This is a genomic window from Kitasatospora sp. NPDC096204 (genome assembly GCF_044763205.1).
GTDB lineage: Bacteria > Actinomycetota > Actinomycetes > Streptomycetales > Streptomycetaceae > Kitasatospora.
Genome location: NZ_JBIWFT010000009.1, coordinates 148,084 through 169,367 on the forward strand (window position 1 = coordinate 148,084; position 21,284 = coordinate 169,367).

The window sequence follows — 21,284 nt, forward strand, 5'->3', positions numbered from 1 at the left end:
CCTTACCCGGCGAAACCGGTACGAAAAAGCCCCTCCGGGCTCGGGAACACCGAATCCGGAGGGGCCTTCGTCACATCCGACGGGCACCGGGCCTACTGGCCGCGGTACATCTCCGCCACCAGGAACGCCAGGTCCAGCGACTGGCTGCGGTTGAGGCGCGGGTCGCAGGCCGTCTCGTAGCGCTGGTGCAGGTCGTCCACCAGGACCTCGTCGCCGCCGCCGACACACTCGGTGACGTCGTCGCCGGTCAGCTCCACGTGGATGCCGCCCGGGTGGGTGCCGAGCGCGCGGTGCACCTCGAAGAAGCCCTTGACCTCGTCCAGGACGTCGTCGAAGCGGCGGGTCTTGTGCCCGCTGGAGGCCTCGAAGGTGTTGCCGTGCATCGGGTCGCAGATCCACACCGGCCTGGCGCCGGAGGCGGTGACCTTCTCCAGCAGGGTGGGCAGGTGGTCGCGGACCTTGCCCGCGCCCATCCGGGTGATGAAGGTCAGGCGGCCGGGCTCGCGCTCCGGGTCCAGCTTCTCGATCAGGGCGAGCGCGTCGTCCACCGAGGTGGTCGGGCCGAGCTTGACGCCGATCGGGTTGCGGATCTTGGAGGCGAACTCGATGTGCGCGTGGTCCAGCTGCCGGGTGCGCTCACCGATCCACACCATGTGGCCGGAGACGTCGTACAGCTCGCCGGTGCGCGAGTCCACGCGGGTCAGCGCGGTCTCGTAGTCGAGGACCAGCGCCTCGTGCGAGGAGAAGAACTCGACCGCCTTGAACTCCTCCGGCACCACGCCACAGGCGCTCATGAACGCCAGGGCGTTGTCGATCTCCCGGGCGAGCTGCTCGTAGCGCTGGCCGGCCGGCGAGTTGCGGACGAAGTCCTGGTTCCAGGCGTGCACCTGGCGCAGGTCGGCGTAACCACCGGTGGTGAACGCGCGCACCAGGTTGAGCGTCGCGGCGGACGCGTTGTACATCCGCTTCAGGCGCTCCGGGTCCGGGATGCGGGACTCGGGGGTGAACTCGAAGCCGTTCACCGAGTCGCCGCGGTAGACCGGCAGGGTCACGCCGTCGCGGGTCTCGGTCGACTTGGAGCGCGGCTTGGAGTACTGGCCGGCGATGCGGCCGACCTTCACCACCGGCACCGAGGCCGCGTACGTCAGCACGGCGGCCATCTGCAGCAGGGTCTTCAGCTTGTTGCGGATGTGCTCCGCCGAGACACCGTCGAAGGCCTCGGCGCAGTCACCGCCCTGGAGGAGGAAGGCCTCCCCGCGCGCCACGGCTCCGAGCCGGGCGCGCAGCTGGTCACACTCGCCGGCGAAGACGAGCGGCGGATACGAGGCGAGCTCGGCAAGGGTCTTGCGCAGAGCCTCTTGGTCCGGCCATTCAGGCTGCTGCGCCGCGGGCAGGGACTGCCAGGAGTGGGCAGCCCTCGAAGTGTCAGTCGTAGCGGTCACACCGCAAGGCTACGGGGTGACAGGAGTGACTTGTGACTATTGCCCGAAGGATGAGACACATCTCGGACAAACGCGTGATCCCCCTCACCCGTCCCGGTGAATCCGCTAGTCTCGACCCATGCACGCGCCCCACACCCACTCCTGGTGGTGGGCCTCCCCCAAGGGTGGCCCACAGACGACGCGTTCCTAGACGAACACGACGGCCGCCCCTCGGGGCGGCCGTCGGCGTCTGCGCAGACGGCCCTCCGGGAGCGGACCTTGCACCGCCTCTCACCCAGTCCACCCGGAAGGACGCCGTTCCCGTGACCACCGCCGTCGACCTGCTCTCCCGCCTCACCGGCCCGGACGCCCCCGCGTTCGCCCTGCTGCACCGCCGCACCCCCCGGCTCAGCCCGGACACCGTCGAGGTGCTGGTCGGCACCGTCGACAACTACGAGCACCTCGCCGACCTGCCCGTGCGCAGCGGTGTGCCGGCCGGCGGCGGCCCGGTGCACGACCTGCTCGCGCTCGTCCCGTACCGCCAGATCCGCGAGCGCGGCTTCGAGGCGCACGACGACGGCACCCCGCTGCAGGCCCTCTCGGTGGCCGAGCAGCACACCCTCCCGTTGGCCGAATTCACCCACGCCCTGCCGAACTTGCCGGTCTCACTTGCCGGTGGCGGGTTCGACGTGGACGACGACGCGTACGCGTCGATCGTCCGCCGGGTGATCCGCGACGAGATCGGCAACGGCGAGGGCGCCAACTTCGTGATCCGGCGCGACTTCCACGCGACGCTGGAGGACTTCGGGCCCGAGCTCGCGCTGACGCTCTTCCGCCGGCTGCTGGAGCAGGAGCGCGGCGCGTACTGGACCTTCCTGGTGTTCACCGGCGAGCGGGTGCTGGTCGGCGCCTCCCCCGAGGTGCACGTCCGGCAGAGCGGCGGCACCGTCGTGATGAACCCGATCTCCGGCACCTACCGCTACCCCACCGGTGGCTCCGACCTCGACTCGCTGCTCCGCTTCCTGCACGACCCCAAGGAGCTGGAGGAGCTCACCATGGTCGTGGACGAGGAGCTCAAGATGATGTGCACGGTCGGCGACCTCGGCGGCCAGGTGCTCGGGCCCCGGCTCAAGGAGATGGCCCACCTCGCCCACACCGAGTACGAGCTGCGCGGGCGCACCTCGATGGACGTCCGCGAGGTGCTCCGCGAGACGATGTTCGCCGCGACCGTCACGGGCAGCCCGGTCGAGAACGCCACCCGCGTGATCAAGCGCTACGAGCCCACCGGGCGCGGCTACTACTCCGGCGCGCTCGCCCTGATCGGCCGCTCCGCCAGCGGCGGGCAGCTGCTGGACTCGCCGATCTGCATCCGCACCGCCGACATCGACCCGGCCACCGGCCGGCTGGTCGTCCGGGTCGGCGCCACCCTGGTCCGCCACTCCGTCCCGGAGTCCGAGGTCGCCGAGACCCACGCCAAGGCCGCCGGGGTGCTCACCGCGATCGGCGCCCGGCCCGCGCCCGCCCGGCTCCCCCACCCGGCCGGGCCCCGGCTCGCCGACGACCACCGGGTGCAGGCCGCCCTGGACGCCCGCCGGGCCGACCTCGCGCCGTTCTGGCTGCGGATGCAGCAGCCGGCCGAGGTCACCGAGGCCGAGCCGACCCTGGTCGTGGACGGCGAGGACACCTTCACGTCGATGCTCTCCCACCTGCTCGGCTCGCTCGGCCACCGGGTGACGGTGGCCCGGTACGACGAGCCGGGGCTGCGCGAGCGGGTCGCGGCGCACCGGGGCGCGCTGGTGCTCGGCCCCGGCCCGGGCGACCCGGCGCTCGCGGACGACCCCAAGATGGCGGTGCTGCGGCCGATCGTCGCGGACGCGCTGACCGCCGTCCGCTCCGGCGCCCGCACCGCGCCGCTGCTCGCGGTCTGCCTGAGCCACCAGCTGCTGGCCGCCGAGCTCGGGCTCGCGCTGGGCCGCAAGGCCGTCCCGTACCAGGGGGCGCAGGAGCGCATCGACCTGTTCGGCGGCAAGCACACGGTCGGCTTCTACAACACCTTCACCGCGCGCTGCTCGGAGGCCGACGCGGCGCGGCTCGCCGCCGAGGGCGTCGAGGTCTCCCGGGACGCCCTCACCGGCGACGTGCACGCGCTGCGCGGGCACGGCTTCGCGGGGCTGCAGTTCCACCCCGAGTCGGTGCTCACCCGCGACGGGGTCGACATCGTGGCGGGCCTGCTGCGCGAGGCGACGGCCGCGCTGCGCTGAGCCGACGGGTGTGGCCGGGGGCGGATCCCCCGGCCACACCCCGGCCGGGTGCCAGGGCCACCCTTCGGACGGTCCTCAGATCTCGTCGTCCAGGCCCTGCTCGATGGCGTACCGGACCAGCTCCACCCGGTTGTGCAGCTGCAGCTTCCCGAGCGTGTTCTGCACGTGGTTCTGCACCGTCCGGTGCGACAGCACCAGCCGGTCGGCGATCTGCCGGTAGGACAGCCCCTTGGCCACCAGCCGCAGCACCTCGGTCTCCCGGGCGGTCAGCTGCGGGGCGGCCGGCGCCGAGGCCGGGGCCGGCTCGGCGGCCAGCCGGCGGAACTCGCCGAGCACCAGGCCGGCCAGGCCCGGGGTGAACACCGCGTCGCCGACGGCCGTACGGCGCACCGCGTCCAGCAGCTCCTCCCGCCCGGCCGACTTCACCAGGTAGCCGGTCGCACCGGACTTCACCGCCTCCAGCACGTCCTGGTGCTCGCCGCTGGCCGACAGCACCAGCACCCGGACCGCCGGGTCGTGCGCGACCACCTGGCGGCACACCTCGGCGCCGGGCAGGCCGGGCAGGTTGAGGTCCAGCACGACCACCTGCGGCGTGCAGGCGCGGGCCCGGCGGACGGCCTCCTCGCCGTCGCCCGCGGTGGCCACCACGTCCAGTCCGGCCTCGGCGAGGTCGCGCGAGACGGCGTCCCGCCACATCGGGTGGTCGTCCACCACCATCACCCGCACCGGCCGGTCGGCGGTCGGCTGATCGGTCATCGGCTGGTCGATCATGGAGTGGCCTTCCTCGGGACGCGCAGTTCGATCTCGACGCCCTCCCCGGGCGCCGAGTACAGCTCCGCCGTGCCGCCGAGGTCCAGCAGCCGGCCGCGGATGGACTGGGAGACGCCGAGCCGGCCGGCCCGCTCCGCCTCGCCGAGCCGCCCGGGGGCGAACCCGGGGCCGTCGTCCCGGATGCCGACCGTGACGGCCTCCGGCTCGTCCTCGACCAGGATCCAGGCCCGGGCCCGCTCCCCCGCGTGCTTGCGCACGTTGTCGACGGCGGCGCCGACCGCCGCCGCGAGCTCGCCCGCCGCCAGGCCGGGCAGCAGCACCGGGGTGCCGGGGGCGGAGAGGGTGATCCGCTCGTCCGCGTACGGGCGCAGCAGCGCGGTGAGGTCGCACGGCGCGTCCGGGTCCGCCGGCCCGGCGGCGTCGGCCAGCGGTGAGCGCTGGGACGGCAGCGGACCGCCCGTCATCAGGGCGCGCAGCGCGCGCTCCTGTTCGCCGGCCAGCCGGCCGAGCTCGGCGAAGCCCGCGCCGGGGCCCGGTCCGTCGCCCGACTCCGTGGCGCGGCGCTGGACCAGGGCGAGCACCTGGAGCACGCCGTCGTGGATGTCCCGGGAGAGCCGCTCGCGCTCCCGGGTGGCCGCCTCGACCTGGAGCGCCCGGGTAAGGGTGGCCTCGCTGGCCCGGGCCAGCTCGATCACGTAGCCGATCGCGCAGCCGGCCACCATCAGCAGCACGATGTTGTGGATGTTGTCGCCGGTCGGACCGCCGTGGCCGAGGATGTTGGCGACGCCGATCACCGAGCCCGAGGCCGCCGCCGGGCGCCAGCCGCCCTTCGCGGCGAAGCCGAGCACCGTGCCGGCCGCCCAGATGGTCGGCAGGGTCGGCGCGCCGTGGCTGATCCTGGCCGGGGAGTCGGTCATCCCGCTCATCACGATGCCGGTGACGGCGAGGGTGAGGTCGGCGCCCAGGACGTACCAGGTGCAGCGCTGCGGGTTGCCGAAGGCCCGGGTGCTGGCCAGGGTCCACAGGGTCAGCGCGCCGAGGAAGATCCAGCCGGCCACCGGGTGCAGGAAGTGCAGGTACGAGTTGAAGTACCGCAGCAGCGCGTAGCACAGGGCCAGCACCCGGAAGTAGGAGATCGCCCGCCACAGCGGGAGTTCGACGGACATGCCGCCGGCCGCCACCGTGCCGCCGACCGCGCCGGCTCTGCCGCCGTCGTCCGTCATCCGCCCCTCCCCTGGGCCCGTCCGGGTGGCACCGCGGCCACCCGGGCGCCTGCTCCGGCTACTGCGGCTTCTCCGAGCCGCCCGCCTCGGCGGCCTTCTCGGCCTTCTCCGCCTTCTCGGCTTCGGCGGCCTCCGCCTTCTCCGCCTTGGCGGCGGCCCGGCGCTCGGCGTCGGCCTTCTTCTTCTCCTCGGAGATCTGCCGCTTGGCGGCGGTCGCGTAGATGTCCACGTACTCCTGGCCGGACAGCCGCATGATCTCGTACATCACCTCGTCCGTCACCGAACGGAGGATGAAGCGGTCGTTCTCCATGCCGTGGTAGCGCGAGAAGTCCAGCGGGCGGCCGATCCGGATGCCGGGACGGATACCGAAGTTGGGGACGACCTGGCCGGGCGGCTGCACCTTCTCGGTGTCGATCATGGCGACCGGGATCACCGGGGCGCCGGTGGCCAGCGCGACGCGGGCCAGACCGCCGACCTTGCCGCGGTACAGCTTGCCGTCGGGCGAACGGGTGCCCTCCGGGTAGACGCCGAACAGCTCGCCGCGGTCCAGCACGGCGATGGCGCTGCGGATCGCGGCCTCACCGGCGCCGCGCACGCCCGAGCGGTCCACCGGCAGCTGGCCGACGCCCTTGAAGAACGCGGCGGTCAGCCGGCCCTTGAGGCCCGGGGTGTTGAAGTACTCGGCCTTCGCGATGAAGGTGACCCGACGCCTGATCAGCGCGGGGAAGAAGAACGAGTCCGAGAAGGAGAGGTGGTTGCTCGCGATGATCGCCGCACCCTCGGCGGGGATGTTCTCCTCGCCCTCGATCCAGGGCCGGAAGAAGATCCGAAGCAATGGCGCGACGATCATCTTCATCAGTCGGTAGAACAACCCGGGCCTCCTGTTATGCGGACCGGTCGATCCTAATGCCCCGCGGCCGTCCGCCGCGCCCGGCCCCGCCGTGGGGCCGGTGCCCGGGCCCGCCCGTAGGGGGTGTACGACCCGGCGCGGCGCGTGGGACGATGCGGTTCCGCAGCACCTCCCCTCCAGCGTCCCTCCCCCAGCGCCACCCGCCCGCGAAGGAGTCCGCCATGCCGTTGCTGCCCGGTGCCGAGCCGTACCGCCACCGTGGCGGACCGGTGGGAGTGCTGCTCTGCCACGGCTTCACCGGGTCACCGCAGTCGCTGCGGCCGTGGGCCGAGGAGCTGGCGGCGGCCGGCCACACCGTCTCGCTGCCGCTGCTGCCCGGGCACGGGACCCGCTGGCAGGACATGCAGGTCACCCGCTGGCAGGACTGGTACGCGGAGGTCGAGCGCGAGCTGCTGGCGCTCGCCGAGGAGTGCGAGCAGGTCTTCGTCTGCGCGCTGTCGATGGGCGGCGGGCTGGCGCTGCGGCTCGCGGCGCTGCACGGGCCGACCGTCTCCGGCCTGGTGCTGGTCAACCCGTCGGTGCGCTCGGACACCCCCGCGAGTGTGCTGCTGCCGGTGCTGCGCCACCTGGTCCCCAGCCTGCCCGGGGTCGCGGGCGACATCGCCCGGGCGGGCGCGGCCGAGGTCGGCTACGACCGCACCCCGCTGCACGCCGCCTGGTCGCTGAGCCGGCTGTGGCGGGATGTCCAGCGGCTGCTGCCGGAGGTGACCCAGCCGGTGCTGCTCTTCCACAGCCCGCAGGACCACGTCGTCTCGCCGGCCAACTCTGAACTGGTGCTGGCCCGGATATCCTCGACGGACGTGACGGAGCGGCTGTGCCAGCGCAGCTTCCACGTCGCGACGCTGGACCACGACGCGGCGGAAATATTCGCGGCCAGCCAGGACTTCATCCGACGGCTGGCTCCCGCGCACGCGGCGGGCGTCACCCGGGTTGAATCCGACGATCACCATGGCTGAAGGGCCGGAAGTGCACGAGAGCAGCACGGCGGGCGGCGGGGACGAGACTCCCCGCGAGGACGGCGCGACCAAGGACGGCGGGACGAACGCCGCTGCCCCGGGCGGTGTGCCGGCGGACCGTACCGGAGCGGACGGCGGCTCCCCGACGCCCCCGCCCGTCCGGGACGCCGTCAGGGACGCCACCGAGGGCTCCGCGCAGGACGCCACCGAGCCCGCGGCCCCCGCCGAGCGCCGTCCGCGCCGCGCGCCCGAGCGCAGCCAGGCCGAGCAGGACGAGATCTTCGCCGCCCTGGTCGCCCAGTTCGACGACCCGGTCGACCTCAACAACCCGAACTGGCCCGAGATCGAGAACCTCCGGGCGCAGAACGAGCTCAAGGGTGGCTACAAGGACGGCGGCAGCGGCGACCAGGACGACCTCTCCGACCTCGCCCCCAAGCCCCGCCCCCGCTCCGGCCGGCCGGTGATGCCGGCGGGCGGCGCGGGCCCGCGGGACTTCGAGCTGGCCGAGGAGACCGACGAGGGCCACTTCGTCCCGCCGGAGCCCCCGCCGCTGCCGACCGCCGATGTGACGGCCAAGTTCGCCTGGCTGGCGGTGCTCGGCGGCCCGGCCCTGCTGCTGGTCGACGCGGTGGTCTGGCGGGAGATCTCCGGCTGGCCGGCCTGGGTGGGGATCACCGCCTTCCTCGGCGGCTTCGTCACCCTGGTCGCGCGGATGAAGGACCGCGACGAGGACGAGCCGGAGGACCCGGACCACGGCGCGGTCGTCTAGCGCCGGCCGCCCTGACCGCTCGGCTCGCCGCTCGGCAGTTCGAGGACGGCGAGCACCGGCAGGTGGTCGGTCGCGGCCCGCAGGTCCGCCTCGGTGACACCGGGCAGACCGTGCGGCACCCCGCAGCCGAGGACGGTGATCCCGGGTGTGGCGAAGACGGCGTCGATCCGCTGGTAGGGGCGCTCCGGTACGGAGGTGAACTCGCCTCCCCAGGGCGCGGTCGGGTACCCGTCCTGGAGCCGGGAGGCCAGCAGCCGCCAGCCCGGCCCGTCCGGGTGCTCGTTGAAGTCCCCTGCCACGACACCGAGTTCGGCGATGCCGAGCTGGTCGAGCAGCAGCTCGAACTGCCCGTACCGCTCCTCCTGGTCCAGGCTGAGGTGGCAGCTGGTGACGGTGAACGGCGCCGTGCCGGGCAGTCGCAGCAGCGCGCCGGCGAAGCCCCTGGCGTGCAGGCCGCGGGTCTTGGGCAGCAGCCGGTCGTGCACCTCCAGCAGCTCCACCGCGCCGGGCCGGGCGAGCAGCAGCGGACCGGCGGCGGTGCGGCCGCCGCCGGCCAGCACGGCCGTCCCGGTACTCCGGGCCAGCCAGGCGGCCTGACCCTCGGGCCGCCAGTAGCGCGGGGCCTCCTGGACGCAGACCAGGTCCGGCTCACAGGCCCTGATCACCCGGGCCAGCGCCCGCCGGTCGTCGCGCAGCGAGCGGATGTTGTAGCTGAGCAGGCGCAGCCGGCCCGGGCCGGGCGGCGGCAGCGGTGCGGGCCTCGCGGCGGCCTCGGCCGCGGGGGCGTCCGCGCTCGGGCCGGCGTTCTCGGTCGAGGCGTTCACGGTCGGGCGTTCGTGGTCGAGGCGTTCGTGGTCGCGGCGCTCATGGTCCTCCCCTGGGCGGTCACCGGATCGATCCGACCGTACGCGGCCGGGCCGGGACGTGCGACGGCGGCGGTGCGTCCGGGATCGGTCGGGGCCCGGTCGCACCGCCGCCGGCGGGCTCAAGGAGTTCTCCCCCGCGGCCGAAGGCGCAAGGGGGAGGCTGCGGTTACGGGACGCGGGCGAGGTCCGCCGCGCCGACGATGCCGGCGGCGGAGCCCATCGAGGCCAGCACGACCTCGGCGCGCGGGCGGTGCACCCCGCCGGTCAGGTAGTGCTCGAAGGCCTTGGCGACCGGGTCGAGCAGCAGTCGGCCGGAGTCGGAGACGCCACCGCCGAGCACGAAGACGCCCGGGTCGAACAGCGCGGCGAGGTCGGCCATGCCGCGGCCCAGCCAGTCGGCCAGCTCGGCGTAGCACTCCAGGGCGAGCGGGTCGCCCTCCTCGGCGGCCTGGGTGATGTGGATGCCGCGGATGGTCTCGGCCACGCCGTCGTTGAGCTCCAGCATCCGGTGGCCGCGCTGCGGGTCGGCGGCCGTCTTCTCCCGGCCGTAGCGGCGCAGCGCGCGCCCGGAGCCGTACTGCTCCCAGCAGCCCTTGCCGCCGCAGCCGCAGAGCAGGCCGTCGGGGACCATGTTGAGGTGGCCGATCTCGCCGGCCACGCCGAAGCGGCCGCGGTGCAGCCGGCTGTCCAGGACGATGCCACCGCCGATGCCGGTGCCGACGGTGATCAGCACCATGTCGCGGTGGTCGGCGGCCGCGCCGAAGCGGAACTCGGCCCAGGCCGCGCAGTTGGCGTCGTTCTCGACGACGGTGGACAGGCCGGTGAGCTCCTCGATCCGCCCGCGCAGCGGCTCGTTCTCCCAGTCGATGTTGGGGGCGAAGATCACCGTGGAACGGTTGCTGTCGACGAAACCGGGGGCTCCGACGCCCACCGCCGTGACGTCGGGGTGCTCCTCCTTGAGCTCGCGCACGGCCTGCGCGATGGCGTCGACCGCCCACTGCGGATCGGCCGGGGTGGGCACCCTCGTCCGGGCCAGGATCGCGCCCGCGTCGTCGACCACGCCTGCCGCGATCTTGGTCCCGCCGACATCGACGCCGATGGTCAGAGCCATGTGTCCCTCAGCTATTCACTCGTTCCGCTGGACGGAACGCTACCGCCCAACCCGGCCCCCGTACACAGCCTCGCATACATTATCCGAAGACATTCTGGGGGAAACCGGGCCGCGAAGCTTCAAAAGTCGTATCTAATCTCCTCCTTCGTGACGTACGAGAGCAGCGCGATCACCCTCCGAAAGTTACGGTTTCACTGCTTGGCGGACGGCCCGTCAGCCTCGTCAAAGCCGGCGCCACGGGCCGCGCCGAGGTCGGCGTCAGCGTCGGCGTCGGCGTCGAGGTCGAGGTCGAGGTCGATCTTCTCGGTCGGCGCGCCCGGCCCGGCGGTCCAGCGGCTCTCGTGCCCGGCCACGGCGGCGCGGTAGGCGGCCAGCAGTTCGGAGCCCGCGGCGGCGAGCCCGGTGCCGGCGGCGGCGAGGTGGGAGTAGACCTCCGGCTGCTGGGTGCGCAGCCGGTCGGCCAGCCCGGAGAGGGTGATCAGGGTGGTGGCGCTCGCCTCCTGGGCCTTCTCGCCGAGCGCCCCGGCGAACCGGCGCACCTCGTCCACCAGCGGGCCCAGCTCCGGCCCGAACGGATGCCCCTGGCCGCCGTGCCCGCCGTCCTGCCCGGCGCCGGGCTCGGTGCGGTCGTCGACGGGCTCGGTGCGGTCGTCGGTGCTGGTCATCGCGGGCGCCTCCTCAGCCGTGGCCGCACCCCGCGGCCCTCCGGCCCGACGCTACCCGACCGGCCGGGCGGCCCGAAAAGCCGCCGGACGCCCACCGGACGCCCACCGAGAGCCCCGTCGAACGCCGGCCGCCCCCGGCCGAGCCCCCGTCAGCCCCGGGGCCAGAGCGCCGGGTCGGGCGCGAACCGCACCGAGAGCACCCCTTCCTGCAGCCCCGCCCCGGCCACCGTGCAGCGGCGCAGCGCGGACGGCAGGGTGAGCACCCGGCGGTGGGTGCCGAGTCCGACCACCAGTTCGTCGCCCCGGCGGACGAGGTCCAGCTCGGAGCGGTCGGCGCCGGGCAGGTCGAGGTGCCAGACCAGCAGGCCCTCCTCGGCGAGCCGGTCCTCGACCGGCCAGGGCTCGGGCGCGAGCCGCTCGGGCCCGTCCCCGTCCCCGTAGAGCCGGTCGGCGACGGCCTCCAGGGTGGCCTCGGCCAGGCCGGTGACCAGCACCGGGGCGTCGGTCTCGGCGGCGAGCCCGGTCAGCTCCTCCTGCCGGCGGCGGGCCAGGGCGGCCAGCCAGGGGTCGGGCGAGGCGGCGGCGGCCTCGGGCAGCGCGCCGTGCACCACCACGGCGTCCGGCCGGTGCCCGTGCAGCGCGAGCCCGGCCCTGATCCGGCGCAGCTCCCGGTACGGGTGGGCGTCGGCCGGGACGACCAGCCGGACGCTGGTGCCGGGGTCGGTGATCGCGGCACGGGACTCGGCGAGGGCCGCGGCGGCCTTGGTGCGCCCCTCGTACAGCCAGTCGGCGGGCATCGGGACGCCGGCCAGCCCGGCCAGCAGCGGGCGCAGGGCCCGGGCGGCCTGGCGCTGCTCGGGGACGAGCCGGTCGAGGTAGCGGGCGAGCTGCTCGGGCAGGGCGAGGGTGGCGATCAGCTCGGCGGGTGGCGGGGCGAGCACCACCAGGACGTCCTGGTCGGCGGCGGGCAGGGCGCGCAGCAGGGCGAGCCGGGCGATGCCGGGGAGGGCGGTGAGCTCCTCGGGGTCGAGCTGTTCGGCGCCGAGCAGGTCGAGGGCGGGCTTGAGCCGGCCGGTGAGCTCGCCGACGGCGTAGCGGAAGGCGGCCTGCTCGTCGATCCGGGAGACGGTCAGGCCCGGGGCGTACAGCAGCGGTTCGGGCTCCAGCCGGGTGCCGAGGGCGGAGTCCAGGGCATGGTGCGGGTCGTCGGCGGCCAGCAGCCAGGTGCGGTGGCCGCGCCGGGCGGCGTGCAGCGCGGTGGCGGCGGCCACCGTGGGCGCGCCGGCGTCGCCGCTGACCAGGATGGTGCGTGTCGCCGTCATGCCGTGCTCCCCCGTTCGGTGGTGTCAGCTCTGGGCGGGCTTCTTGCCGCCGGCGTCCTCGACGCGCTTCTTCAGGCCGGCCAGGGCGCGGTCGATGATGACCTTCTCGGCCTTGCGCTTGATCATGCCGAGCATCGGGATCTTGACGTCCACGGCGAGCTGGTAGGTCACCTCGGTGCGGCCGCCGGCCAGCGGGGCGAGGGTGTAGGAGCCGTCCAGCGAGCGGAGCATCTGGCTGCGGACGAGCGTCCAGGAGACCTCGCGGTCGCCGTCCCAGGTGTAGGCGAGGACGTGCTCGTCGCGGATGGCGCCGGCGTCGAGCAGCAGCCGGACCTCGGCGGCGCGGCCGTCCTCACCGGTCTTCAGGACCTCGATCTCCTTGACCTCGCCGGTCCAGGCCGGGTAGGCGGCGAAGTCGGCGATCACGGCCATGACCGTGGCCGGGGTCGCGTCGATGGTGATGCTCGACCTGGTGTGCTCCGCCATGGAATGGCCCTCCGCCTCGTCCCTCTGCCTGCCGGTCCGGCCGGGGCGCGCTCGGCCCGGGTCCGCCCGGAGCAGGCTATCGCGACCGGTGCGCGGCCCGGCGGCGCGGGCCTCGCTCCGCGAGCGGCCGTGGCACGGGCGGGCGCCGGGCGGGCGGGCATGTTACCGGCCGGTCGGGCCACGCTGCCGTAGGGTGCCATTCGAACGACCCGGTCACGGCCTGGTCGGACCCGGCCGGGTGTGACACTTCGAACACCGGGGCCGACCCCTCTGGTCGAAGCTGCCTACCGGGCAGTAACGTCCTGCCGTCCCGCAGCGTCGCGAACGAGGAGCAGTCTTGCTCGACTTCAGCCTTCCGGCCCTCTACCAGGTACCGAGCGGCGGCAACCTCGCCGACCCGGTGCACCGGAACGCCGAGGAGCACCCGGACCTCGCCGTGCTCAGCCGCAAGGTGGACGGCCGGTGGCAGGACCTGACGTCGGTCCAGTTCCTGGCCGAGGTGCACGCCACCGCCAAGGGCCTGATCGCCTCGGGCGTCGAGCCGGGCGACCGGGTGGCCGTCATGTCCCGCACCCGGTACGAGTGGACGCTGCTGGACTTCGCGATCTGGACGGCCGGCGCCATCACCGTGCCGGTGTACGAGACCTCCTCCGCCGAGCAGGTCGAGTGGATCCTCGGCGACTCCGGCGCCGTCGCCGTGATCACCGAGACCGACCAGCACGTCCGGGTGGTCGACGAGGTCCGCGACCGGCTGCCGGAGCTCGGGCACACCTGGCAGATCGAGGGCGGGGCGATCGCCGCGCTGGCCGCGGCCGGTCAGGGTGTCCCGGACGCGACGATCCACGAACGCCGCCGGATCGCCGGCCCCGACGACATCGCCACCATCGTCTACACCTCGGGCACCACCGGCCGCCCGAAGGGCTGTCAGCTGACGCACGGCAACTTCCTGGCCGAGTGCGGCAACGTCGTCGAGCGCCTGGCCCCGCTGTTCCGCCTCGGCGAGAGCTCCGTCCTGCTCTTCCTGCCGCTGGCCCACGTGTTCGCCCGGATCGTCGAGATCGCCCCGGCGATGGCCCCGATCAAGCTCGGCCACGTCTCCGACGTCCGGAACGTCACCGCCGAACTGGCCTCCTTCAAGCCGACCCTGGTCCTGGGCGTGCCCAGAGTGTTCGAGAAGGTCTACAACACCGCCCGCGCCAAGGCCCAGGCCGACGGCAAGGGCAAGATCTTCGACAAGGCCGCCGACACCGCGATCGCCTACAGCCGGGCGCTGGACGCCGGCGGCGCCGGGCTGGTGCTGCGGCTCAAGCACGCCGTCTTCGACAAGCTCGTCTACAGCAAGCTGCGCGCCGCCCTCGGCGGCCGGGCCACCCACGCCATCTCCGGCGGCGCCCCGCTCGGCGAGCGTCTGGGCCACTTCTACCGGGGCATCGGCTTCACCGTCCTGGAGGGCTACGGCCTGACGGAGACCTGCGCGGCCACCACCTTCAACCCCTGGGACAAGCAGAAGATCGGTACGGTCGGCCAGCCGGTGCCCGGCGCCTCCGTGCGGATCGCCGAGGACGGCGAGGTCTTCTTCAAGGGCCCGCACGTCTTCACCGGCTACTGGAACAACCCCGAGGCCACCGCCGACGCCCTCAAGGACGGCTGGATCGCCACCGGCGACATCGGCTCGCTGGACTCCGACGGCTACCTGACCATCACCGGCCGCAAGAAGGAGATCATCGTCACGGCCGGCGGCAAGAACGTCGCCCCGGCCGTCATCGAGGACCGGATCCGGGCCCACGCCCTGGTCGGCGAGGTCATGGTGGTCGGCGACCGCAAGCCCTTCATCTCCTGCCTGATCACCGTCGACCAGGACTTCTTCCCGAAGTGGAAGGAGCTCAACGGCAAGCCGGCCGACGCCACCGTCGCCGACCTCGCCGAGGACCCGGACCTGCTGGCCGCCCTCCAGAGCGCGGTGGACGACGGCAACGCGGCCGTCTCGCACGCCGAGGCGGTCAAGAAGTTCCGACTGCTGGACACCGAGTTCTCCGAGGAGAGCGGCCACCTGACGCCCTCGCTCAAGCTCAAGCGCAACGTCGTGCTGAAGGACTACGCCGCCGACATCGAGGCGATCTACAAGAAGTAGTCGCGGGTGCGGCGAAGGGCCTCGGGGGCGCCCCCGAGGCCCTTCGCCGCACCGGCTACGCCGCCAGCAGCGAGGTCAGCCGCCCAGCCAGCAGGTCCCAGCGCCAGGAGCGCTCCACCCAGCGCCGCCCGGCCTCGCCCATCCGCCGCCGCAGTTCCTCGTCGCGCAGCAGCCGCACGATCCGCTCGGCCGCCGCCGAGGCCGAGCCGCCGGGCACCACGTACCCGGTCTCGCCCTCCAGCACCGCGTCCGGCGCCCCGCCGGAGTCCCCCGCGACCACCGGCAGGCCCGTCGCCGAGGCCTCCAGGTAGACGATGCCCAGGCCCTCGACGTCCAGGCCCCCGCGCCGGGTCCGGCAGGGCATCGCGAAGACGTCCCCGGCGCCGTAGTGGGCCGGCAGCTCCTCCCACGGCACCGAGCCGGTGAACCGCACCGAGTCCCGTACGCCGGTGGCGTCCGCGAGCTTCTCCAGGTCCGCCCGGTACGGGCCGCCGCCGACGATCAGCAGCACCGCGTCCGGCACGTCGGCGAGGATCTGCGGCATCGCCTCGATCAGGGTGTCCTGGCCCTTGCGCGGCACCAGCCGGGAGACGCAGACCACCACCGGCCGGTCCGCCAGCCCGAGCCGGCGGCGCACCTCGGCGCCCCCGGAGTCCGGGTGGAAGGTCGTCTCGTCCACGCCCGGCGGCAGCTGGACCATCCGGGCCGCGGCCTGCGGCCCGACCGCGGCGGCGATCCGGGAACGGGTGTACTCGCCCAGGTACGTGAGCACGTCGGTGCCCGCGCCGATCCGCCGCAGCAGCTGCCGGGAGACCGGAAGCTGGGCCCAGGCGGCCTCGTGCCCGTGGGTCATGCCGAGCAGCCGGCCCGCCCCGGCCCGGCGCAGCGTGGGCGCCATCAGCCCGAGCGGGGCGGCGGCACCGAACCAGACCGCGTCGCACTTCTCCGCCCGCAGGATCTCGGCGGCCCGCCGGGTGACCCGCGGTGTGGGAACCATCACCTTCGTCCGGTCCCGGATCACCGGGAACGGCTGCTCCGCGTCGAAGCGGGCCACCTCGCTGCCGTCCCGCCACGTGGAGGCGTAGACCACCACGCTGCCTGCGGGCTGACGGACGGCCATGTTGTGCACGAACGCCTGGATGCCGCCGGGGCGGGGCGGGAAGTCATTGGTGACGATCAAGGTTCTGTGCATCAGGCCATGGCTCGCTCGGTCGGGGGGTGCGCGGTGTACCGCTGGGTGATCCGTACGATAGGTCAACACCATGACCCGCCGGGAACGGAACCGCACACGGCAACCGTTTGACCCCTGGGTCAGTCCTAGTACCTAGGCCGTCGTCCAGGACGCGGCCCGGGCGTCCGTCGGTACGACGCCTCCGGTGGGGACGTCCGAGACGAACGAGGGAGCGCAGTGGAATTGGCCCCGGCCACCGAGCCCGGTTCTTCGCGCGGCCGCCTCGGCCGCCCGCTCGGGGCGCTCGCCGCGCTCGGTGCCACCTGGGTCGCCACCCGCACCCTGCTGGTGCTGCTGGCGACGGGCGTGCTGAAGGCGCCCGGCGGCGACGTCACCGCGGACGTCTGGATGATCTACCACGCCTGGTACGGCGTGCTCCAGACCGGCACCTTCCCGTTTGACGACGTGACCTGGCAGTACCCGCCGGGCGCTGCCCTGGTGATCCTGCTGCCGGGCCTGCTGCCCTGGTCGTACCTGGTCTCGTTCTGGGTGATCTGCGGGATCGCCGACGCCGCCGCGGCCGCGCTGCTGGTGCGCACCGGCCTGCGCCGGGGCCGGGCGCTGACCGGCGCCTGGATGTGGGTGGTGGGCGTCCCGCTGCTCGGCCCGATGATCTACAACCGCTTCGACGTCATCGTCACCGCGGTCGCCCTGGCCGGCCTGCTGGCGCTGATCCGCCGCCCGGCGGTGGGCGGACTGCTGCTGGGCCTGGGCGGCATCGTCAAGATCTGGCCGCTGCTCGGCCTGATCGGCACCCCCTCCGGCCGCCGCACCCGCCGCTCCTGGACGCTGGCGGGGGCCACCGCCGTCTCGATCGGCTTCCTGCTGACGGCCGGGATGAACGGCGCCTTCGAGTTCCTGGCCTTCCAGAAGGACCGCGGCATCGAGGTCGAGTCCCTCGGCGCGCTGCCGCTGCACTTCGCCCGGCTCGCCGGTGCCTGGGACGGCAAGGTCACCATGAACTACGGCTCCCCGGAGATGCTCGGGCCGTGGGTCAGCGTGATCAGCAAGGTGATGCTGGCCGGCACCCTGCTGGGCTTCGCCTGGCTGCTGCTGTGGCGCTACACCTCCAAGCGTCGCAGCGCGGCCACCATGTACGACGCGGCGCTGTGCGCGCTGCTGATCTTCGTGGTGACCAGCCGGGTGATCAGCCCCCAGTACCTGGTCTGGCTGGTCGGCGTCGCGGCGGTCTGCCTGACCGTGCGCAACAGCAGCCAGCGGCCGGTGGCGCTGCTGATCCTGCTCGCCTGCCCGCTCACCCTGGTCGAGTTCCCGACCGTGTTCACCCAGGTCCTGGCCAGCGAGCCCGCGGCGGTCGCCGTACTGGCCGCGCGCAACCTGCTGCTGCTGGCCGCGGCCGTGCTCTCCTGCGTCCGGCTCTGGCGCTCCACCCGCGGCGAGGCGCCGCTGCCGCCCACCGTGGTGCTGGACCGCGAGCCCGCCGCGCTGCCGGCCGCCGGCTACCCGGTGCGCCCCGGCATCGCCTACGAGCAGGACCTGCTGGACGGCATCGACCACCCGGGCGCCCCCGCCCGGCAGCACCGCTGAGCCGGGCGCCCGTCAGCCCTTCAGCGCCGCCACCCGCTCCAGCCAGAGCCGGGTGAACTCCGCCAGCCCGACGCCCAGCTCGCGGCGCATCAGCCGGTCCGTCCGGCGCTCCCGGTCCTCGCCCTGCCCGTCGGCCGCGCCGACGGCCCGGTAGAAGGCGACCAGCCGCTGCGGCCCGTGGGTTCGGGCGATCAGCTCGCAGGCCAGCCAGGACTGCTCGTAGGCCTGGGCGATGCCGTCCGCCCCGGCGGCGAAGTCCCGGTCGACGGGCAGCGCGGCGGGCTGTTTCCCGGCGGCGACGTCCCTGGCCAGCTCGGGGGCGATCTGCTGCGGGCCGCGGCCCGAGTCGCGGTAGGCCGTCCAGTCGGCGACGCCCTCGGAGAGCCACAGCGGGGTCCAGGCCCGGGTGTCGGCCCTGGTGGCGACGTGGGTGGCCTCGTGGGTGATCACCACCTGGCGACCGAAGTCGCTGAGCCGCCCGTACGCCTCCGGGTTGACCAGCACCCGGTCCGCCGGGGTGTGCCAGGGCGCGCCGGGGGCGGCCACGGTGACCGCCGCCATGCCCGTCCAGCCGTCCGGGTCGCCCTCCAGCAGCCGGGCGAACTGCTCCTCGGTGGCGGGCCGCTCCAGCAGCAGCCGCTGCGGCCAGGCGCCGCCCCACACCTCGGTGACGGCGGGCACCGCCCGGTCCGCCACCGCGACCAGCTCGGCCGGGTCGGGGCCGGCGGCCGGCCCGAGCACCAGGCAGTACTCGCCCGGCGCCGACCGCGGCGGCCCGAAGTCCCAGGGCGCGGGCGGTCCGCCCGCACCCTCCTCGCGCTCCACCCGCCAGCCGTCCCCGGCCGGGACCAACTCGATCCGGCGCGGGTACACCACCGGGTACTCGTCGTACCCGGCGATCCGCACCGTCAGGTCGGCGGCCGCGGTCAGCCGTTCCGGCCCGCCGGAGGCGGCGAGCACCAGGTTGCGGTACGCCGCCTCGGCCACCGGCAGCCCGGCCCACGGCGGGGCCGACCGGGCCCGCTCCGCCAGTGCGGCGGCCACCTCGCCGCGCCGGTCCGCCGGGCGCGCCGCGGGCGGCGCCGCCGGGGCGGCCGGGGGCAGTGACAGCTGGGCCAGCCCGCCGGCCGCGAGCAGCAGCGCGCCCCGCCGGGACAGCGCACGGCGGGGACGGGGTATCTCGGCGGGGTCCGCGGGGTCGCCGGAACCGGGCGTCGGGGCGTTCAGAGCCGGACCACCCCGGAGACCGGCATGGCGGTGACGCTCTCGTAGCGGACCTTGGCGCCCGGGCGGGGGGCGTGCACGATCACGCCGCCGCCGGCGTACATGCCGACGTGGTGCATGTCCCGGTAGAAGATCACCAGGTCTCCCGGTCGCGCTTCGGACAGGCTGATCCGCTGCCCGGCGTACGCCTGGGCCTGCGAGGTGCGCGGCAGGGTCACTCCGGCCTGCCGCCAGCTGTAGTACATCAGACCGGAGCAGTCGAAGGCGTGCGGTCCGGTGGCCCCGTAGACGTACGGGGAGCCGATCATCCGCACCGCGGCGGCCAGCGCGGCCGCCCCGCGCTCGGAGGCGGGCGGGGCGGTGCCGAGGTCCAGCCGGTCGGTGCCCCGGGTGGCGCGCTGCTCGGCCTCCCGGGCGTCCTGGGCCGTCATCCGGGCCCGCTCGGCGGCACCCAGGCCGTTCAGCAGCTTCTGCGCCCTGGCGAGCCGCTGCTGGATCTGCTGCTTGGTGTCGGCGAGCGTGCGGCGGGTCTGGTCCAGCTCGGCGAGCTTGCCGGCCGCCTCGGAGCGGCGCTGGTCGAGCCGGCGCTGGCGGGTGACCAGCTCGTGCAGGGTCTCCTGCTGGCGCGCGGCGGCCTGGCCCAGGGTGCGGGCGCGGACCAGGTAGCCCTCCGGGTCGGGCGAGAGGAACAGCTGGGCGGTCTGGGCCAACCCGCCGCCGCGGTACTCGGCCCCGGCCACCGTCGCCAGGTCACCGCGCAGCTCGTTGAGCTGGTCCTGGGCGACGGCGATCTCGCCCTGGAGGATCGTGGTCTCGCCCTGGAGCCGCCGCTGGGCCTCCTGCGCCGCGTTCGCCTTCTCCGAGGCCTGCTCGGCCTCGTCGTACAGCTGCTCGACCTGCGTCCTGACGTCCTGACGGTCGCCCGGGTCCGGGCTGTCCGGCGCGGCCTGGGCGCGGCCTCCGGCGGCCACGCCCAGCGCGGTGGCGGCGGCCGCGGTCAGCACCAGCGCCCGGGTGAGCAGTTGGGAACGACGGTGCACGGGCATGGCGGCAGCGGCTCCAATCCTGCGGCGCGGCCCCGCCGCCGCACCGGGACGGGCGGCCGTAGAGCGGGAGTCCGGTGGCAGACGTTAGCGAGTCCGGGCAAGCGAGTCCAAACCCCTCCCAACCCGAATATTCGACCCCTAATCGGACATCAGCTCGACCCGCCGGAAAAGCCGCAGGCCCGGCCTTCCCTGGGGAAGGCCGGGCCCGGAGGCGTCCGAGCGGGGATCAGACCCGCACGATGCCCGTCAGCGGCATGTTGGTGACGGCCTCGTAGCGCACCGACGCACCCGGCTTGGGGGCGTGCAGCACCTGGCCGTTGCCGGCGTAGATGCCGACGTGGTGGGCGTCGCTGTAGAAGATCAGCAGGTCGCCGGGCTGGGCCTTGGAGAGGTCCGTACCGAGCCGGGTGCCGGCCCCCGCCTGCGCCTGCGAGGTGCGCGGCAGCGACACGCCCGCCTGGTTGAACGCCCAGACCATCAGACCGGAGCAGTCGAAGGAGCCCGGGCCGGTGGCGCCCCAGACGTACGGGCTGCCGACCTTGGACGCGGCGTACGAGAGGGCGGCGGCACCGCGCGAGCTGCCCGCGGCCACGTTCACCGGAGCGGTGGTGGTGGGGGCCGCCAGGTTGCCGCGGCTGTTGTCGCGCGAGGCGCGGTCGGCCTGCTGCTGCTGCGCCTGGGCGGCGTCGGCCTTGGCCCTGGCGTCGGCCGCGGCCTTCTCCTCGGCCTGGCGCAGCGCCTGACGGTCCTGCTCGGTCAGGGTGTTGAGCAGGTCCTGGGCCGCCTTCAGCTTGCCCTGGACCTCGTCCTTGGAGGCCTTCAGCTGCTGGGTGGTCGACTCCAGCTCGGCGAGCTTGCCCTGGGCCTCGTTGCGGTCCTGGTCGAGCTTGCGCTGCTGCTCCTGGAGTTCCTTCAGCTGCCCCTTCTGGGTGCTGCCGGCCTGGTTCAGCGTGCCGGCCTGGCTGAGGAAGGTGTCCGGGCTGGAGGAGAACATCAGCTGGACGGTCGGGGATATGCCCCCGTTGCGGTACTGCTCGCCGGCGATCTCGGCGAGGCCGCCCTGGAGCTCGGTGACCTGGGCCTGCTGACGGGCCACCTGGTCCTGCAGGCCGGAGACCTGCTTCTCCAGCTCCTGCTGCTTGGCCTGGGCGGCGTTGTAGTTCTCGGTCGCGACCTCGGCCTGCTCGTTGAGCTGGTCGACCTGCCCCTTGACCTGTTCCTTGGTCGGCTGCGGGTCCGCGTGGGCACCCTGCGCGGAGAGGACGACGGCCGCCGCGGCGACACCCGTCAGGATCGAGACGCGAGCGCGACCGGCGGGCTTGGGACGACGATGGGACGCCACG

At 74.2% G+C, this 21,284-nt stretch carries 18 protein-coding genes; 5 read left to right on the forward strand and 13 right to left on the reverse strand.

Translation table 11 applies throughout. The annotated features are described in order from the left end of the window. Positions 1-92: 92 nt before the first annotated feature. On the reverse strand, positions 93-1,442 hold the full coding sequence (locus ACIQ87_RS12520) for a class II 3-deoxy-7-phosphoheptulonate synthase (protein WP_402405347.1): 1,350 nt from the start codon (positions 1,440-1,442) through the stop codon (positions 93-95). A 302-nt stretch (positions 1,443-1,744) separates the two neighbouring features. Here ACIQ87_RS12520 and ACIQ87_RS12525 point away from each other — a divergent pair, with 302 nt between their 5' ends. Continuing rightward, positions 1,745-3,682, forward strand: a complete 1,938-nt coding sequence (locus ACIQ87_RS12525) for an anthranilate synthase family protein (protein ID WP_402405349.1) — start codon at positions 1,745-1,747, stop codon at positions 3,680-3,682. Positions 3,683-3,757: 75 nt separating this feature from the next. Here ACIQ87_RS12525 and ACIQ87_RS12530 read toward each other — a convergent pair whose 3' ends face one another. Genes ACIQ87_RS12530 through ACIQ87_RS12540 form a run of 3 tightly spaced genes read right to left on the reverse strand, consistent with a single transcriptional unit; the run spans position 3,758 to position 6,547 of the window. Continuing rightward, entirely contained in the window at positions 3,758-4,453 is a 696-nt protein-coding gene (locus ACIQ87_RS12530) for a response regulator (protein ID WP_402405351.1), read from the reverse strand. Beyond that, positions 4,450-5,676, reverse strand: a complete 1,227-nt coding sequence (macS, locus tag ACIQ87_RS12535; RefSeq protein WP_402405353.1) for a MacS family sensor histidine kinase — start codon at positions 5,674-5,676, stop codon at positions 4,450-4,452. The genes ACIQ87_RS12530 and macS overlap by 4 nt, the downstream gene beginning before the upstream one ends. Before the next feature lie 58 nt (positions 5,677-5,734). Then, a complete protein-coding gene (locus ACIQ87_RS12540; protein WP_402405355.1) occupies positions 5,735-6,547 on the reverse strand; it encodes a lysophospholipid acyltransferase family protein in 813 nt (270 codons plus the stop codon). Between the two features lie 200 nt (positions 6,548-6,747). On the opposite strand from ACIQ87_RS12540, the gene ACIQ87_RS12545 reads away from it, so the two are divergent. Then, a complete protein-coding gene (locus ACIQ87_RS12545; protein WP_402405356.1) occupies positions 6,748-7,542 on the forward strand; it encodes an alpha/beta hydrolase in 795 nt (264 codons plus the stop codon). A 10-nt stretch (positions 7,543-7,552) separates the two neighbouring features. After that, positions 7,553-8,311, forward strand: a complete 759-nt coding sequence (locus ACIQ87_RS12550) for a hypothetical protein (protein ID WP_402405358.1) — start codon at positions 7,553-7,555, stop codon at positions 8,309-8,311. Here the strand turns inward: ACIQ87_RS12550 and ACIQ87_RS12555 are convergent. From ACIQ87_RS12555 to ACIQ87_RS12575, 5 genes are all read right to left on the reverse strand, one after another. Continuing rightward, on the reverse strand, positions 8,308-9,135 hold the full coding sequence (locus ACIQ87_RS12555) for an endonuclease/exonuclease/phosphatase family protein (RefSeq protein WP_402405360.1): 828 nt from the start codon (positions 9,133-9,135) through the stop codon (positions 8,308-8,310). The two genes, ACIQ87_RS12550 and ACIQ87_RS12555, sit on opposite strands and share 4 nt — an antisense overlap. Before the next feature lie 208 nt (positions 9,136-9,343). Further along, entirely contained in the window at positions 9,344-10,288 is a 945-nt protein-coding gene (locus ACIQ87_RS12560) for an ROK family glucokinase (RefSeq protein WP_392869385.1), read from the reverse strand. Positions 10,289-10,479: 191 nt separating this feature from the next. Beyond that, entirely contained in the window at positions 10,480-10,953 is a 474-nt protein-coding gene (locus ACIQ87_RS12565) for a DUF5304 family protein (RefSeq protein WP_402405362.1), read from the reverse strand. A gap of 149 nt (positions 10,954-11,102) precedes the next feature. Continuing rightward, on the reverse strand, positions 11,103-12,275 hold the full coding sequence (locus ACIQ87_RS12570) for an ArsA family ATPase (protein WP_402405363.1): 1,173 nt from the start codon (positions 12,273-12,275) through the stop codon (positions 11,103-11,105). 24 nt (positions 12,276-12,299) lie between these two features. Then, on the reverse strand, positions 12,300-12,761 hold the full coding sequence (locus tag ACIQ87_RS12575; RefSeq protein ID WP_402405364.1) for an SRPBCC family protein: 462 nt from the start codon (positions 12,759-12,761) through the stop codon (positions 12,300-12,302). Between the two features lie 337 nt (positions 12,762-13,098). On the opposite strand from ACIQ87_RS12575, the gene ACIQ87_RS12580 reads away from it, so the two are divergent. Next, complete coding sequence (locus ACIQ87_RS12580) at positions 13,099-14,892, forward strand: AMP-dependent synthetase/ligase (protein ID WP_402405366.1); 1,794 nt, start codon at positions 13,099-13,101, stop codon at positions 14,890-14,892. A 55-nt stretch (positions 14,893-14,947) separates the two neighbouring features. Here the strand turns inward: ACIQ87_RS12580 and ACIQ87_RS12585 are convergent, their stop codons facing one another. Beyond that, positions 14,948-16,084, reverse strand: coding sequence for a glycosyltransferase family 4 protein (locus tag ACIQ87_RS12585; RefSeq protein WP_402405368.1), 1,137 nt, complete (start codon positions 16,082-16,084; stop codon positions 14,948-14,950). Positions 16,085-16,300: 216 nt separating this feature from the next. Between ACIQ87_RS12585 and ACIQ87_RS12590 the strand changes: the two genes are divergently transcribed. Continuing rightward, on the forward strand, positions 16,301-17,671 hold the full coding sequence (locus ACIQ87_RS12590) for a glycosyltransferase 87 family protein (RefSeq protein WP_402405370.1): 1,371 nt from the start codon (positions 16,301-16,303) through the stop codon (positions 17,669-17,671). A 12-nt stretch (positions 17,672-17,683) separates the two neighbouring features. On the opposite strand, the gene ACIQ87_RS12595 is transcribed toward ACIQ87_RS12590, so the two are convergent. The 3 genes from ACIQ87_RS12595 to ACIQ87_RS12605 all read right to left on the reverse strand — a co-directional run bounded on the left by ACIQ87_RS12595 (position 17,684) and on the right by ACIQ87_RS12605 (position 21,283). After that, positions 17,684-18,715 (reverse strand): hypothetical protein, encoded by a 1,032-nt coding sequence (locus tag ACIQ87_RS12595; protein ID WP_402405371.1) that lies wholly within the window; start codon positions 18,713-18,715, stop codon positions 17,684-17,686. Positions 18,716-18,894: 179 nt separating this feature from the next. Beyond that, positions 18,895-19,941: an NlpC/P60 family protein gene (locus ACIQ87_RS12600; RefSeq protein ID WP_402405373.1), complete on the reverse strand. Its 1,047-nt coding sequence runs from the start codon at positions 19,939-19,941 to the stop codon at positions 18,895-18,897. A 226-nt stretch (positions 19,942-20,167) separates the two neighbouring features. Beyond that, a complete protein-coding gene (locus tag ACIQ87_RS12605; RefSeq protein WP_402405374.1) occupies positions 20,168-21,283 on the reverse strand; it encodes an NlpC/P60 family protein in 1,116 nt (371 codons plus the stop codon). Between the last annotated feature and the right edge of the window lies 1 nt (position 21,284).